Source organism: Chitinophaga sp. (assembly GCF_039596135.1).
Classification (GTDB): Bacteria; Bacteroidota; Bacteroidia; order Chitinophagales; family Chitinophagaceae; genus Chitinophaga.
This window is the reverse complement of sequence record NZ_JBCNKH010000070.1, coordinates 1-17428: the sequence shown is the minus strand read 5'-3', so window position 1 is coordinate 17428 and position 17428 is coordinate 1. Positions and strand designations below refer to the sequence as shown.

The 17428-nt window shown below is 43.6% G+C and carries 12 protein-coding genes; 1 reads left to right on the top strand and 11 read right to left on the bottom strand.

Translation table 11 applies throughout. The features are described from left to right. Positions 1–98 precede the first annotated feature (98 nt). Genes ABDW16_RS26075 through ABDW16_RS26065 form a run of 3 tightly spaced genes read right to left on the bottom strand, consistent with a single transcriptional unit; the run spans position 99 to position 1145 of the window. Entirely contained in the window at positions 99–548 is a 450-nt protein-coding gene (locus tag ABDW16_RS26075) for a MarR family transcriptional regulator (protein ID WP_343673885.1), read from the bottom strand. A 1-nt stretch (position 549) separates the two neighbouring features. Then, positions 550–774 (bottom strand): hypothetical protein, encoded by a 225-nt coding sequence (locus ABDW16_RS26070; protein ID WP_343673884.1) that lies wholly within the window; start codon positions 772–774, stop codon positions 550–552. Beyond that, positions 774–1145, bottom strand: a complete 372-nt coding sequence (locus tag ABDW16_RS26065) for a VOC family protein (protein WP_343673883.1) — start codon at positions 1143–1145, stop codon at positions 774–776. The genes ABDW16_RS26070 and ABDW16_RS26065 overlap by 1 nt, the downstream gene beginning before the upstream one ends. A 183-nt stretch (positions 1146–1328) precedes the next feature. Between ABDW16_RS26065 and ABDW16_RS26060 the strand changes: the two genes are divergently transcribed. Beyond that, complete coding sequence (locus tag ABDW16_RS26060) at positions 1329–2027, top strand: hypothetical protein (RefSeq protein WP_343673881.1); 699 nt, start codon at positions 1329–1331, stop codon at positions 2025–2027. Positions 2028–2222: 195 nt separating this feature from the next. Here the strand turns inward: ABDW16_RS26060 and ABDW16_RS26055 are convergent, their stop codons facing one another. From ABDW16_RS26055 to ABDW16_RS26020, 8 genes are all read right to left on the bottom strand, one after another. After that, a complete protein-coding gene (locus ABDW16_RS26055; RefSeq protein WP_343673880.1) occupies positions 2223–2597 on the bottom strand; it encodes a hypothetical protein in 375 nt (124 codons plus the stop codon). A 160-nt stretch (positions 2598–2757) separates the two neighbouring features. Then, entirely contained in the window at positions 2758–4392 is a 1635-nt protein-coding gene (locus tag ABDW16_RS26050) for a serine hydrolase domain-containing protein (protein WP_343673879.1), read from the bottom strand. Positions 4393–4468: 76 nt separating this feature from the next. Beyond that, a complete protein-coding gene (locus ABDW16_RS26045) occupies positions 4469–5164 on the bottom strand; it encodes a 4'-phosphopantetheinyl transferase superfamily protein (protein ID WP_343673877.1) in 696 nt (231 codons plus the stop codon). After that, positions 5142–5852, bottom strand: a complete 711-nt coding sequence (locus ABDW16_RS26040; RefSeq protein WP_343673875.1) for an alpha/beta fold hydrolase — start codon at positions 5850–5852, stop codon at positions 5142–5144. The genes ABDW16_RS26045 and ABDW16_RS26040 overlap by 23 nt, the downstream gene beginning before the upstream one ends. Positions 5853–5854: 2 nt before the next feature. Then, positions 5855–7504 (bottom strand): cyclic peptide export ABC transporter, encoded by a 1650-nt coding sequence (locus tag ABDW16_RS26035; protein ID WP_343673874.1) that lies wholly within the window; start codon positions 7502–7504, stop codon positions 5855–5857. 7 nt (positions 7505–7511) lie between these two features. After that, entirely contained in the window at positions 7512–9920 is a 2409-nt protein-coding gene (locus ABDW16_RS26030; RefSeq protein ID WP_343673873.1) for an outer membrane beta-barrel family protein, read from the bottom strand. 60 nt (positions 9921–9980) lie between these two features. Then, positions 9981–13511, bottom strand: coding sequence for a beta-ketoacyl synthase N-terminal-like domain-containing protein (locus ABDW16_RS26025; protein ID WP_343673872.1), 3531 nt, complete (start codon positions 13509–13511; stop codon positions 9981–9983). A gap of 32 nt (positions 13512–13543) precedes the next feature. After that, positions 13544–17428, bottom strand: a 3885-nt coding sequence (locus ABDW16_RS26020; RefSeq protein WP_343673871.1) for an amino acid adenylation domain-containing protein, incomplete at its 5' end; no start/stop codon positions are given.

Below are 17428 nucleotides of genomic sequence, written 5' to 3'. Positions count from 1 at the left end.
ATCTGTCATTGTTATCTTATATGTTTTGGCAATTACCAAACCTGCCTTATGTTAGATTTCATCTCGTTGGGAAGCGATATTTTTTCTAACAAAAGATTCTACTTTATTAACCTCAAAAGTAAACCATCAAATACCGCCTTATCTTTCACCACCTTTTTAAAAAACACACCATCCACTTGTTGAACAATACGATATGCCTCTCTCAATGCCTCTACTCCCTTTTCAGTCATCTTCAATTGCTTCGCACGACTGTCGCCGGGATCCTTTATTCTTTCTATGACCTGTTTTTTTTCTAATACCGCTAATACTTTAGAAGTCATCATCTTATCAGTATTAGCGTAATCCGCCAATTGCTGCTGGGTAACTGCCCCTTTTTTCACACTCAACCAATAGAGACCCGCCATTAATGAAAACTGAGTCAGCGTGAGCCCCATCTTTCCAAGTGCTCTATTCATGCTCAACTGCCATTGCATCGTAACCTGCCAAAGCAGGTAACCACTATTTTCCTCTGGTTCTATATAGGAGAATATCTGATTTTGTGTATCCATCTTATTTATGCATATGCGATTCAATCAAATCAAAATCATGTTTATTGATCTCAAAATAGCCAGTCCTAAAAATATAACCCCACTTTTCTTTGTCTTTAATAAATTCAAGACTGTCAATTAATGGTCTGATCTCAACCTCCCTAACCTCCTCGTATGCCGCTTTAGCAACCACACCATCAAGGGCGTGATCACGCGATGTGACCACTACCCAAAATTTTGTTGCCATCAATCTTCCTTTGTCTCCTGTAAAGTAATTGCATAACCATCAGGATCAGATATAACCAGGATTCTTCCAAACGGCGTTGGATGAATATCCTTAACAATAGAAATTTTCCCTCCATTTTTCTCCAAAAATACATCCAGGTTACCTATTCCAAACCATACGGCTACCCCCCACCCAAGCAAATTTGCCTTGGAAAGTTCAATCATAGGTTTCCTGATAGCGAAAGCTGCACCATTTTTTTGCTCAAATACTATAGCATCGGGCGGCGATTTTAAAACCGGCTTAAAACCTAGAATTTCAGTATAAAATTTCCCGGATGCCTCAAGATCAGTCACTTGAAGCGAAACAAAGCTGAGTTGTGTTGGATTTAACATTATTTTTAATTTAGTAGTCGTGACTACTAAATTAAAGATAATTGATACAATAACAAATCTTTTTTTAAGCTTAGATAGGTTTGCCTCTTATCAAAACCCGTACTTTACCTGTTAACTTTTTGTTGCTATCTTTAGCAAAAGTTTTTGTCCTGGCTTGACCAGCTACAACTCCCACATAATTTTATGATAGATCTATCTCCTGCTGAGAATCAAATTCACTGTGTCACGAATTTTAAAGACCTTGTTTCTACGCCATTTAATGGAGAAATTAATGCGATTTGCTGGAAGCGTAAACTAACAGGTGATTTTTCTGAGATTGTCAAAAAAGTAGCGCTAAGCGGAAATATAACAGAAATTGAACAAGAGGAACTTCGTGAACTTCAGTTGAGTGAACAAGGGCAACTTGCCCGTGACATGCTATTAAATGACTTCAATGTATTAAAAGCGCATGGTGCATCGCCAAGCCTTAATGTGATCAAATACTATGATCAGGATGATACCTACCCTTTTTTTCCAACTGATGTTTATTCTTTCCATGTAGATCGTTCTCCTATCCCAACCGATACCTTTTTATGCACTTACTATGGCGAGTCGAGTGAAATATTGCCAAATTCACAAAGCACACAGAAAGTACTGATTCCAGAAATACGTGATGAGCTCAAAAAACTATATCATGGGCCAGATGAAGGTTTTGAATCATTTTTAAGTGAACATTTCTTTGATCTGCATTATCAGGCTAAACCTAATGCACGTCCGATAAGTTTAGGCCTTGGTCATCTGTGGAGGCTAGCGGTTGATCATCCTGAAAGTCAGGTTCTTCCCTGTGTTCACCGCGCACCAAAGGAAAAATCCGGACAGAGCAGGTTGCTGATGATCTGCTAAACACAAATCCTTAATAGCAAGACGCAGCGATTACAACACTATACAAAAATGACCTTATTGTTTTATAAACGGATATTTACAATGCGAAAGCCGGAGATAATATCTCCGGCTTTCCTGCTTTATAACTATTTTGAGGCCACCTTTCCCCGATATATTGATATCCAGGAAGAGTAAACCAATCACAATAAAATATCATCAATAGATACTGATAAACTCAATATTGTAAGTACTGGAATTGGGGAAACCCAAAATCACTCCACTAATATTCAATGCCGCATACATTCCGGTACTTGACCACTGTCCATTGGAATCCTGTGTCCATGTATACGGTCCGTAAACATTACTACCTGAATAAAAAACAATGTAAGATGGTGTAGTTCCGCTACCGCTGATACTGTAAGTCACTGTACCCAAAGAACTCTGGGTAGAACCAGTAATAGGCCAGCTAAGATTTTCAGTTGGCTTAACTGCAGCTTTCACCAGGTTAGATTGACCAACAGGCAAAACTGAAAAACCGGACATGGTAAAGAAAGCGCAAACCAGGAGCGCAATAGGGAATAATCTTTTCATTGTGGTAGGATTATGGGTTATTGATTAGGAAAACAAAACATATCCCTACTAAGTTATATTATTATTTTATCTTTTTCGCCATATACGAACTTATTCTGCAAAGTGCCTCATTTATGACATAACTTATTGACAATTTGCATTATGGAATAAGAAAAAGGAGCTACAACCTCGCCTCTTCTTTAACAAGTAATATTCCCCAAAAGAAATTATCCGGTGGCGGTGCATCCCAATTATTATAGGCATGTCCCCCATCTGATTTATATCGTAATAAATACGTACCTGCAGGCAGCACTATCTCCTGGTCTACCCGCTGATTTTTATTCGCTCCGCCAGCATGCCTTGCAGGCTGTCCCTGCATCTGCCAGATTACTTTACCAGAATTATCCTCTATCCAGCCATAGTCACACCATGAACTAAAATTCCCGGAACAATTTTCACCAACCCCATATACCCGTATCCATGTAGGCTTTAACAACGTAATTGTTTTCGTCAACTCCTGATTCACTCCTACATTTTGAATCGCAGCAATAATCTCTCCCTTTGGTATATCTTCCCTATGATTAAAATTAAGACCCGCATAGATCTCATAAAATTGCTTTGCCTTTATACTGTCACCATTTATAAGAGACATGGTTGCCTGCGTGATTAACTCTTTACTATAAAAATCTTTATAAGAACTCTCCGTAGTTATTCTATTTAAGATTGTCTGCGCAGGCTGATGATAGTCGAGCCGAAGCAGGTGACTGTCCTGACTGATACAATATTTGTAAAACAATTGCCCTACCGGCGACATAAAGAGATCCCCATCCCCCAGTTGAAAAGGCTGACTAAGTTTGTCGGTATTTGTTAGTACCACCATTGTAATTTTGAGTGATGGTACCTTTATAAATAAACATGATTCACCCTGTGACTGCCCATAATGCCAATAAAAATCAACCCCTCTGTAAGTCTGCGTAAACCACCCAAGCCCATAAGGCGAAAGACTGCCATTTTTGAGCCTATTAGGCGTAAAAATCTCTTTTTGAGTGGCGGCACTTACAAATTGATTTTTGTCTATTGCAGCAGAGTATTTCAACAGATCCTTTACATTTGTAAACAATCCACCAAATGCACCAAATTGATTATAGTATTGAGATGCAACCACCATCCCTTTATCATTCAGGACATAAGGTTTTGCAAGTTGTGTAAAAGTAGTTTCAAAATAAGGTATAGCATTCTTATCTTTCCGGATAAAATTGAAATAGGAGAAAAGAGATATTCGCGGCGCTGTCGACGATAGTTTGAGCGGCATCACTATTGTCTCCATTATCAACTCATAAAAGGGAACTCCGGAAACCTTGTCCATAATAGGTGTTAATACCCCAAATCGATTGCCATTGTATTGATAATATGCACCCGGCTCCCATTCAGACGTATGGGTTAATAAGTTCCTTACAGTAATATCAGGGTTGTCAAGCCTCTGTCCATAAACTGATATAGGCGTATCCAGACTTAATTTTCGCTGTTCCACCAGTTGCATGATAAGTGAAGAAGTAAATGTTTTTGTAATGGATGCTACCCCAAAAGTTGTATTTGCATTTACTTTAACATGATTTTCAAGATCTGCATATCCAAACCCTTCTTCAAAAAGTATGGTGTCTCCTTGCATAAGCGCTGCTGCCATACCCGGTATCTTCAGGTCTACCCGGATTGAGTCCAACCCTGCAATTATTGCCTGTATTTGTGGTTTTCCCTGTGAATGTAATTCCGATATAAAGAAGACCAGTAGTATCCAAAAGATCAGGTTTCGCTTCATAAAATGAGTATTTGCCTGATTAAAGACGTTTGAATAATAATAAGGTTGCTTTATAACCTCTTATCCTAATATAATCTTATATTTTGAAGCCCCCCATAATACTCCTCCCGGGAAAAGCCAGGCAAACTACAAACTTTCCATACCGGTATACCACCGCCTTATATTGCATAAAATAATTATACCTGAACACCAGCATGTCCCCCTCCCTTTCTACGGATTGCACCTTCAACATTTCAAAGTCCAGCGTAAGCCCCGTCTTTAATATCTTAGACAATGCCTCCTTCGCAGCCCAGATCGCCGTATATCCAAACACTGTTGCTAACCCCTCTTTCTGCAATACCTCCCTATCTGATGCTACCAAAGCACTCTCCAGTGTGTCCATATTCTCCGCCTTCACTATTTCTATATCAATACCAACAGGATGATGTTCCGGAAAAGCCACTGCCACAGCCGCTTCGTCACAATGACTGATAGACACCTGCACATTTGGAGCCTGCACACACCGCACCACCGGGAAACCAAATACCCCAGCATCAATACATATCGTACGGTGGTCTGTAATACCCCTTAATTCACTCACCGCTAATTTTGCTGACTGTCTGCCCAGCAAATAACTTTCCTTCCGCTTATCAGCCTTCAATCCTGCATAATACACGGCCTCTGCCGGATGAAGACAATCTGCTTCCTCACAAGGGCCCACACTAACGTAACCTATTGCCGCTTCAAATGCCCCCTCTGCACGCTCAAACTTAACCCTGGATACCCACTTCATGGTAATACAATCTGGTGATAATATCTGCCATCCGCTGTGCATGATTCCTGATAAAAAAATGGTCGCCTTTCAGCACCGCTCTCTCAAAACGCCCCTTTGTAAACCTCGCCCAGTTATCTATATCCGCCACATCATTTTCCCTACTTCCCATCAATGCAAACAACGGCGCATGCACGGCTGCTTCTTCCGCTATCCGGTTCCGCTCCGTAATCTCAAAATCAGCCCTCAGCACAGGTTCAAATATCTCAAACAGCAACTCATTTTCCAGTAGTTCCTCCGGCATGCCACCCAGCTCCTTCAACACTTCTATAAATGCAGGTCTGTCCAGCTGATAACGCATTACTTTATCCGGCTTTTCCAACCCGGGCCCCGCATTTCCACTCACGATCAGCGCATGCGGGTATTTCCCTGCCCTTTCCAACAGGTTTACCACCCGCAATGCCAGGTAAGCACCCATACTATGCCCGTATATCAAAAAGGGGGTATGCTGCACACTATTACTTACCTGCCTGTATAAGTCCATGGCGGCAGCATCAAAATCATGTATCAATGACTCCTTTATACGTCTGCCACGCCCCGGCAACTCTGTTGCGACTACATCAAACGCTGCTAAATAAGGTGTCAGAAACTGATATGAATAACAATTGCCACCCGCAAAATGAAATAAAAATAATTTTGGCCGCTTCATAGTTACATCTTTTGAAACACTTCCATACTTTCAGGTATCAGCTTCCCATATTCCATCCTGAATAATTTATCTGCACAGTGATAATACCTGTCATCATGCGTAATCGCAATTATTGTAATATCCTCCTGCTTCAGCAAAGGAATGATCTCCGTATAAAATTTCTTCCTGAAATAAGGGTCCTGGTCCGCCGCCCATTCGTCTATCACCAACACCGGTTTCCCCTCCAGCAATGCTGCTATCAGGGCCAACCGCTTGCGCTGCCCTGTTGATAGCTCAGTAGTAGAAAAACGACCTTCATCGTCAATACTCACCTTTCGCTCTATCTCGAATAACTGCAGGTAATAATTCAACTTTTCTTTATCTACATTTTCAATTCCCAGCAAACTGTCAAACAGGTAAAAATCGCTGAATACAACTGCAAAAAGCTTTCTATACCCCCCATACAATTCTTTTGTAACCGGTAAGTTATTAAAGCTCACCACACCCGCCGTAGGCACCAGCAGTCCCAGTAAAGCATGAATAAAAGTACTCTTGCCACTACCATTGCCTCCATATATAAAAATGACATCTCCCCGCTGTATGTCAAGGTCCAGGGGACCTATTCCAAAAGACTGGTTATCTCCTGTATACTTATATTCCAGCTGCTGTACTGAAATCTGTTCCAGCTCTTCCTCAAAAATCAGATCCGTACCCGCTACCTCCGGATGATCTTCCCCCTTCAGTTTATCCCGCAGGTCCAGCAACCGGTTTGCCGCCACCTTCGCCCTCACAAGTGCAGGCAACAGCACCATAATAGTATTAATAGCCCCCAGCAGGTACAGCAGTGTAAACACAAAAGTGACAGTATGCTTCACCTCCACTTCAAGTATCCCATTCAGATAAATCAGTATCGCTGCTATCAGGGTATAAAACATCGTATACCCCGTAATCTGGTTATTGAGAAAACCTATATATGCTTTTGAATTATTCTCATACGCCTTTTCTGCAACAGGTACCACCTGCTTATCCAGGATCTCCTTTCCCTTGGCCGGGTCCATAAACAATTCCTTAAACCCATCCAGTATCGCATTAAAACTGCCCTGAAAATGATCTTCCAGTGTACGTGCCTTTTGAAGATTTCGGATATTTACGCCTGCACGCAACCGGTATATAGCAATACCTCCCAATGCCACCACCAGCGTGATCAGAAACAGTTTCCACGACAACATGGCCAGGTACGAAAAACAAATAATCGTCAACACCATCGCGGTAAAAAAATCTATAATACTCTGCGACGCCTGTGTCAATATATTTACATCACTTACTAATGCTGAATGTACTCCTGTCTTTCTTGCTGCCAGCTCCTGGTATCCGGACCGGAGCACCAGCGAGATAATCTGCTTTCTCAAATCCCAGAATAAGCGCTGAGACAATTTAATTATTACGACAGACAGTAACTTTCTCAATCCTATAAAACATAGAATAATCGCCCCGAAAATCAACAGGTATTTACCCGGCGCGGCAAACTGATCACTGATCAGCTGACCCAATACCCCGGTCACTGTATTAATAAAAAGAAAACTGCACAGGCCCGACAGGATACCCAGCACTACATAAAAAATAAACCCGGATCTGCCCGTTACCGGTATAATTAATTGGAGTAAACGTTTCATGGATTGCCTAGTTTGCTCTGTTAGTTTCAGATTGTCCCGTAGACTTGTTTTTATAATTTGTCTGCTTCAGTTTTCCAAAATTCCAGGTAGCCATAAATCTGAAATAATCATTCCCGTAATCCCTTCTGTAATATACATCTGTGGCGCCTACGGTATAATCGCCTTCCAGCTTATACCTGTTAAATAGGTCATTGGCCAGTAGCTTCACGGTCAGGGCCTTGTTAAACAAATCTTTTTCTATACCCAATGTAATAGTGGAATAATCTTTTCTGTAAAAAATACCGTTATACCGTGCGCCCATATACCAGGCTAACAACTGTACCCTAAAAAGACTATTTACATTAAACGTATTGCTTGTATACAGATACACCTGTGGCTTCGGCGTGCTGAATTTAAAATTATATGTATTATCAATCAACTTCGCATAGCGCAGACTCGCATTACTGTTCGACGTCCACCAGCCTTTTGTAAATGATAATGACAATGTAGCATTGAAGTTATGGCTCTTTGCCAGGTTAATAGGTTTGAGCACGTAACTCTTTTCATCATCCCCTCTTAATGCAGATGCATCCAGTGGGTCTTTGATATAGGTATACCCTGCTACAAAGTCGAGCGACTTATAAGAGATGCCCCCTTCAATGGCATGCGACTTCTCTGGTATCAAATTAGGATTACCTTCAACCGTGGTGAATGGATCCTGATAAATGGAAAATGGATTCAGTGACTGATACCGGGGCCTGGTAATTCTTGCTGTATAGGCAGCCCTCAGCCCCAGGCCGTTGTCCAGTGTAGTATTCACCCCCAGGTTCGGGAAAAAGTTAACGTAATTATCTTCTATCACCTGTCCGCCACCCACACTGGTATTGAGTGTATAATGCGTCAGCTCACTCCTTACCCCCACATCCAGGTGCAGGTTAGCCCCAATGGTACTGCCATAGCTAATGTACGCCGCCGGCACCTGCTCCGTATATTCAAAGTTATTAGACATGTCCTCTTTCGGCGTAAGCTCAGGTTTACTTTTTCCAACCAGAAAACGGGTATCAGAATTTGTATTCACATAACTGTACTTTGCGCCGATAGACAGTTTGTTGCGGGCATTGAATACTTTGGTGTAATCCACCTGTGAACTGGATATCGTGATCTTATGCGCTATTATGTTATTCAGCAATCTAAATGTATCCTTACTATTAATAGTTCCGTCTTCATTGATAAAATCATCCACATCCGAATTAAAATAGGAATACTGTGTACCCGCAAATAATGTAGAACCCAGTGAATCAATTTCCCGGTTATAATTCAATCTTAGCGAATGGTTGAGCGTACGATGGTCCACTGCAATACCACTATTGTACCGGCTGTCTTCGTCCGTTGTCTTAATCGTGTTATTGCTCAGCTGCGATCCTCCCAGGTCTTCCAGGTACCCGTCATATTGTAGAGAGATATTGGATTTGGCATCCAGATCGTACTGTACACCTAAATTATAATTGGAGTAATTATTGTATTTCCGCTTCCATTCTGTACGAAGATCTGAGCTTAAATAATCGTCCGCGGCCGGCCTTGTTCTGGTGGTATGCAATATCTCTCTGTCTTTCCCCAATTCAAGGTTATAGTTTCCTACCAGCGACACCCTGCCCTTTCTGTAATTCAGGTTCAGCGTACTTTGCTCACTCGTACCTGAAAAAGAAGACCAGGTCACCTGCTGACTGAATGATCCCAATATACCTTCGTCTGCATTTGTTTTTGTCTTTATATTAATCACCGCTTTCCCTTCTGCATCATACATCGCTGACGGGTTAGGAATGACTTCTATTTTTACAATCTGTGTAACTGGTATAGCCGCCATCTGCTCGGCAGTAATTCGCCTTCCATTCAGGTAAATAATGGCCTCCCCTTTTCCAAACACCGAAATTCCTTCATCACTTACCACCACATTCGGCGATCTGGAAAGGATCTCTTCTACAGAGCTGCTGCTGGCCAATACTGTTTTGGCCACATTCACTTCCACAATCCCGTTTGGTCTGCGCTGCACCAGCGGCAGCTGACTCGTTATCTGCACCTCGCCTAACTGAAACTTAGAGCTGCCCACGCGAATTGTACCCAGATCTATATTTGGATTTCCGTTAAATTTCACCTTAAAGATGGTATCCGGAAACTGCAAAGAATTCAGTTTCACCAGTACTTCTTTCTGGTTAACACCGCTTATTTCAAAATGGCTTTCCAGGAATGCCGCACCTTTGATTAAGGAGGAATCTGTAACGGAAAGTATGATCACATTCCCGATAATCAGCTCAGGAGTTCCATTTGTGACCCTTCCGGTCAACTTTTCAATCGTCTGTGCCTCCGAATAAAAGAAGACAAAAATAGGTAGTACTGTCAGTGTAATAGCCTTGTTCAGGTTATTCTTTAGTTTCTGCATAAAGGTCTGTCTGTTTATAAAATATATTGGGCTGGGTGCATCAAAAACCACAATGGTTCATTATATGGGTTCTTTTTCTGTTATTTGAAGATTGAGGGAATTATTAACCATGCAAAATTTAAGAATATTATTCAAATATTGTTGCCGCTCATAATTTATTACACCGGGAATTTTCAGTTTCTCAATTAACCGTAAGCTCGCCTCATTATGAAATACATAACTATTCTCTCCGGCTCCCACTTTACCTATATTAAATAAATTCATGCCCGCATCTTTCCTGTAAGACTCTATACGGTTCAACATCTCAGTTTGTTCCAGTCGCTTCAGGTAAATGCCATTATTTTCAAAAGCCTGCACCAGCTCCCCGATAGTAAAAGGACTCACCGTATTCAGGTGATAGGTCTGCAATACGCTGCTGCCGGCAAATGATATTTCTGCTATCATTGCGGCCAGTATATCTACAGGCAGCAAACTGATGCCGGAACTCAACACCCCTATCTCGTCGGAATAACAGCCCAGATCAGCCAGTGCTTTGATGCGCAGGTACATAAGATTACGACTTACATCGGTAGTAATAAAGCCATCCTTAAAGCGACCTCCCACATTGGGCAACCTGAATACCCTCGCATCTCCCCTGAAATGACTGCGCACATATCCTTCTGCAAGCAACTTGGAAGAAGCATGTATCAAACTGGCCGTATGCTGTCCCACATCCTGGTCTGTTTCATAAAAATCTGTGATGTGGTCCGGCATTGTTTTACCTACAATACCAATGGTGGATATCAAATTGAAACTGGTCACCCCTTGCGTATTACTCCATTCTACACAATGCCTGGTTCCGATATAATTAATATGCTCCTCCGGCTTTACCTTACTGGCAAATGCAGGAGAACCAGCTACATGGTATACCGCCTGTACATCATCTACATGAATGCCCAGGCCAGGCTGCAGCAGATCGCCCTCTACTACCTGTATCCTGTCATTTTCCGGTATCCCGAAGTTACTGCTAAATATATCCCAGAACCGTTTATGAGCTGCTACCTCATCACGGCTTCTCACCAGGCAATAAAGCGTTGATTGGGTATGCCGGTACAGATATGCCGTTAAAAAACCGCCCACCAAACCCGTTGCACCGGTAATCAAAATTTTATCCGGCACCACCCTGTTTAATGCCTCTTCCCCTGTGGCCGCCACTAAAGATAAATACCTGTCTTTCCCGGATAATATTTGCGCCTTTACCGGCTCCTTTTTTTCAGAACCCTGCAATTTGTTTTGCAGCTGCGTTACTACCGCCTGCGAAATCGTCTCTATCGTAGCCAGGTCATACATGTCTTCGTATGAAAACTTTACGCCCTGATACTGTCGTTCTACTCCTCTTATCATTTCCAACGCCACCAGTGAATCGCCACCCAGTTCAAAGAAATCATCCAGGTCTCCTATTACTGCCGTTTCAAGTATTTTACACCACATTTCCCTGATTGTATCCTTTACCTGCGCAATATCGACGACAGCTACCACTTCACTTACCCGGGCTGTCACAGCATTCAATTGCTTCGACTCCGGCCAGAACCGTTTCAGGTTAAAATACGGCAACTGCAGGGATGTAAACAACGGATTGATACCTCCCCGCAACGCTTCTTTTCCTGCAGCTAACAATTCCCCATACAGGGTAAACCGGTTAAATGCATCCAGTTTGCCACTGATCACCTTCAGCTCCAATTTTAAATGGCTAAAGCGCTGTACATCTCCATCAGAAAAATCAACAAGGATGACCTTATCATACCCGTTCCTGCTTTCTATAAATTCTCCAAATGCCGTTTCATTAAATGCAGCGGCACCCTCTGTAGCCAGCTCTGGTTGCGCAATCAGGTCTGCAACTGTCAGTTTCTTTTGTATCAGCCTGTCCAGCACTCCCTCTCCTTTTCTCGTGATAAACTTCACCTGGTCTCCCAATGCAGCTATCAGATATTGATAAAGGGCATACTGGAACAATACATTCAGTAATGGGTTATCTGCCTCCACATACTGGCGGATCAATTTATTCTCTTTAAAGATGTGCAACACCTCCTCTTTATCATACTTCAATAATGCAAGGTCAAGTATATACCATACTGTCTTTTCAGGTACCTTTGCTTTTTCGTCCAACTGTGCCTTTAAACTTTCTGCTGATGAAAACACAAATCCCTGACTTACCTGCGCCGGTTGATAAAGCCTGTTTACCTTATTACAAAAGTCACCTAGCTGCGCAGGCAGCAGTTGATTCAATACCTCTCCAATGTATAACTTCAACCCTTCCAGTCTTTCGGCATTCAATTCACTCAATTGTAAAAAGTGCCATCCACTGTCTGGTACTGCTTCCTCAATCGGGTCTTTTTTTGACAGCACGATATGTACATTTGTACCTGTCAACCCAAAGCTGCTCACGCCACCCACTTTACGCCCATTCACACTTTCCCATTGCTGCACTGTAGTCTGCACTTTCACCAGCCGGTCATCATAGTCAATATGCCTGTTGAGAGTATTAAAATTAGGTTGTACAGGAATCACACCTGCATTCATGGCAGCTACCAGCCTTAGTAATCCAGCCAGTCCGCTGAGTGTATCAAGGTGCCCTATCTGCCCTTTAAATGAGCTGATGGCACAGGCGCCTCCTGCAGCAAAAGCATCCTTTAGTCCTGTATATTCAATAGGATCACCCAATATCGTACCTGTGCCATGTGCCTCTACATACTTTATTCCAGCAGGATCAATACCGGCACGTTTCCAGGCTTTCAATATTACCTCCTGTTGTGCTTTTGCACTGGGTGCTGTGAGACTCGCTATCCGGGCTCCGCCATGGTTCACCGCGCTTCCATTGATCACTGCATAAACAGGGTCACCATCTCTTTCGGCATCTGTCAATCGTTTCAGTACAATACAGATCACACCCTCTCCATTCATCAGGCCATCTGCCGCATCATCAAACGGTCTGCATTGCTGCTGCTTCGACATGACGGTAGACCGGGCCGCTACATGCCGGGGCAGTGCTGCAATCTTTACCCCCCCCACCAGCGCCATATCACATTGCCCTGCCTGCAAACTAAGAATGGCACTATCCACCGCCACCAGCGATGATGAACAGGATGTATTGATAGCCATAGCAGGCCCTCTCAAATCCATTAAATGAGCTAATCTGGTGCCTTCTATCCCACCCAGCGCATCAAACTCGCCCAAAGGCTCATCCCAGAATGTATCGTAGCCTGACTTTCCCGTTGTATAAAAAATACCCGTATCAGATCCTCTTATCGCAGCAGCACCATACCCCGCATCATAAAAGGCCCTCACCGCATGCGTCAGGAACAACCTTTGCTCAGGAGACATTTTCACTGCTTCCCGTCTTGACAGATTGAAATATTCATTGTCAAAAAGATCTACGCGCTGCATAAATCCAGCATGCGCCATCTCTACATTTCCAAACCTGTGCTGTATATCCCGCAACCTGCCCAGGGGCATCTCCCCAATAAATGTTTCATTACTCCCCAGCGAAGCTATTAATTCGCGCCAGCTATTGATGCCGGGTAACTCAAACGAAATTCCTGTTATCGCTACCATTTCACAACGTTTAACATGTTATTAAATGAATATTAAAACCGGAGCGTCTCTACAGCTACATCTTCTTCTACCGGACGCTCCTCCTGCCGGAATAATAAGGCCTGCTCCCGCACCGTCGTATTATTAAAAAGGTCCACTATATTTACAGGCACGTCAAATGCTTTTTGTAACCCATTCTGCAGCTTTACAATCGTCAGCGAATCTCCGCCCAGCTGAAAGAAATTATCCTGCACACCTATCTGCGGCAGGTGCAACAACTGTTGCCACACAGCTGCTATACGCTGCTCCGTATCATTTTCCGGCGCCACATAGGTCGTCTCATCTATCACTCTTTCACCCGGCTCAGGAAAACTATTTCTGTCTACCTTGCCGTTATTGGTAACCGGGAACTCCTGCATTTCTATGATCATGCCGGGCACCATGTATTCAGGTAAATGCGCTTTCAGATACTGGAACAACAGTGCCTGCCCATATCCTTCTCCCGGTATCACATAGGCCACCAGGTACTTTCGCAGAGAAGCATCTTCTTTCACTAACACCACGATATTATCGATGCATCCGGATTGTAAGGCCACCGCTTCTATCTCTCCCGGTTCAATCCTGTGCCCGCGAATCTTCACCTGGTTGTCGATCCTGCCTATAAATGCAATTTCTCCATTAGGCAGCCACCTGGCTAAGTCGCCGGTTTTGTACATGAATGCGCCTTCCTTAAATGGATGCGGCACAAATTTCTCTGCAGTCAGTTCCGGCCTGTTCAGGTAACCAGTCGATAAGCCTGCACCAGATACACAAAGCTCTCCTGCTACACCCAGTGGCAACAGCTGTCCATGCTGATCCAGAATATATGCTGCCGTATTTTCAACAGGGCTGCCTATCGACATATACTTCAGGCCTCTGCTGCATTTTAATATGGTAGAATCAATTGTATTCTCTGTAGGTCCGTAAGAATTGTAGAGGTTAATATGCGTATCGGCTCCCATCTTTTTATAAAAACTATTCACCACTTCTACATTCAACTTATCACCACCTGATACTACATGCCTGAGCGAACGGATGCTGTCAACCTGCTCGTCCGGCAATAACTCAATGATATCCTGCAGCAATACCGGCGGCATATTCACCTTTGTAATGCGGAAAGTCTCAATAAACGTTATCATGTTTCTAAATACATCCTGCCTGAATGCAGCACCGGCTATAATACAGGTAGCACCCGTCGTAAACGGCAGCAGGTATTCTTCTATCGCCCCATCAAAACTAAATGAACGATAAAACAGGATCTTATCCTGCTCATTCAGCGCGTAATATCGCTTGTAGAAACTAAGTCTTGCCACCAGCGAATAATGCGTGATCTGTACACCCTTTGGCTTACCCGTACTACCTGAAGTATAAATAACATAGGCGAGTGCCCGCGGGTCTTTTGCATGTGCAGCAATTGCTGCAGGGAACGATGCATAATTTACCAGATCAAGGTACAAAGGCGCTATTACGGCATCTTTAAACCATGTATTGAAAGCTGTTTTGCTTATCACGAACCTGGCAGCACAGTCTTCCAGCATGAATAAAATGCGATCAGGAGGATTATTAATATCCACAGGCAAATATGCAGCTCCCGCTTTCAGTACTGCAAAAATGGCGATAATCATATCGGCCGATCGTTCCAGGAATAAAGGAACCAGGTCGCCCTGTTGCACTCCCTGCCCAACCAGGTAATGCGCCAGTTGAGATGACCGTTCATCCAGCTGTCGGTAAGTGAGGCTTTCCCCTTCATATACCAGCGCTGTATGATCGGGTACCCTTGCTACTTCTGCTGCAAATAAATCCAGCACTGTTGCCGTTTCATCAAATGCATGCCGGGTATTATTAAATGTATATAATAAAGTATGCTGCTCGTCTTCCGGAACAAGGCACAACGTTTTCAGCTCCCTGCCTGGCGACCGGACGAACGCCTCCAATAACCCCTCTACATATTGGTGTATCCGCGCTGCTGAAAAATCAATTTTCAGTTCCCGGTTCAGCGTATAGGTCAACACCAACCCTTCACCGCTGGCATTTACCGTCAATCCCAAAGCTGTATTTGTAGACTCAAAAGTGCGCACATTCGTAGCAGGCTCGCTATTTTTATTGCCTGCCAGCTCATTCAGCACATGGAAGTCGATGTAATTATACAGTACATCAAAGAAGGGTGAGTCGGCTGCCGATTTCTCATTCAGTGCCTTCGCAATATCATATAAGGTGGTTCTTTCGTAGGGTTTCAGGCTATGCAACTTTTTATCAACAGCCTTGAAATAACTGCCAATGGTATTACCTGCCAGCTCTCCAAAGTTATTTCTCACCGGGGTTGTATTCAGGAAACAACCCAGCAGTTTGTCTCCATCTTCAGCCACAGGTCTGTTATTATTGACCATGCCCAACACAAAATCATTTTCACCTGAAAGGAGGTGCATCACATACACCAATGCGCCATACATGAGCGACTTCAGTGGAATACCGTCTTCAGCACACCTTTCCAGCAATGCTGCTTTGAACGATGGCTGATATTGTTTGGAATAAGTCTGATAATAAAAACTTTTTGTAAAAAGCCCCAACCGCTGGTAACCTTTCAGTTCATTTTGCCAGAATGATATATGCCCGTTGCTGTTCTTTTCTACCCACTCAGATACGACCGCCTGCCGGCCACTTATCTGCAACATAGCCGGCTTATAATGCCTGTTTATCAACAGGTGATTATACACCTGGAAAAGCTCTGTATACAAGGAGGCCACACTCCATCCGTCTAATATAGCATGGTGAAACTGGAACAACAGCAGATCGTTCGTTGCCGACAATCTAAACAGGTGGATCCTCCACAATGGCGCATGCCTGGTATCAAACGGTCTTTTACGCTCTGCTGCCATCACATGTTTAACAGCAGCTTCCGGGTCTTCATTCCGCACGTCTTTTTCAATAATTACCACTGGTACGGTCCGCTTCACGATCTGTAATTCCTGGCTGAAACCGGTCAGGTCAAAACAACTTCTCAGCGTACTATGCTTCTCTACAAGGCGCTCAAAGGCCAGCTGTAACACAGCTATATCCACCGATGGTAAATGATAGATAAACTGATCATGGTACATGCCACTCTCCGGATTGATGGACGATAATGCCACCATCCCTTTTTGAATATCTCTCATGGGGTACACTTCTTCAATCGTGTCGTCTTCCCCTGCTATAGACTGTAGTGCTGCTATTTCATTCAGTAATTTATCGGTGATGTGCGCCTGCTCATATGTATTATCAAACAGGGTGGCAGCCAGTTTGCTGACCGTGTTATTCTGGTAAAGCCCTGCTATTGATAAAGACGTATTAAAATGCTTATTAATTTTGCTCACCAGCCGGATAGCCATAATAGAATCTCCGCCTATGCGGAAAAAGTTATCATGGACACTTACTTTCTCTACTCCTAACACCTTCTGCCAGATAGCTGCCAGTTCCTGCTCTACTTCGCTACCCGGTGCCACATAATTAGGTGCTTCAATGACCGGCTCCGGCAGTGCTTTGCGGTTCAGCTTTCCACTACTGGTCAGCGGCAAAGTATCCAGTTCCATAATGATGCCCGGCACCATATACTCCGGCAGGTGCGCACCCAGGTAACTATATAATGCGTCCCGGCTATAACCTGCGCCCGGCACTACATACGCCAGCAGGTACTTATGGTTACCATCTCCTTTCACCACTACACCCGCCTGTTCCGCATGCCCCCATCCAAGAATACAGCTCTCTATCTCACCCGGTTCTATACGATTGCCTCTTATCTTCACCTGGTCGTCCATCCTGCCCATATAATAGATGGTGCCATCCGGCAGCCATTTCGCAAGGTCACCCGTACGGTATACCCGTTTACCACCCCTCTCTATAAATTTGCTGGCTGTAAGCCCTGG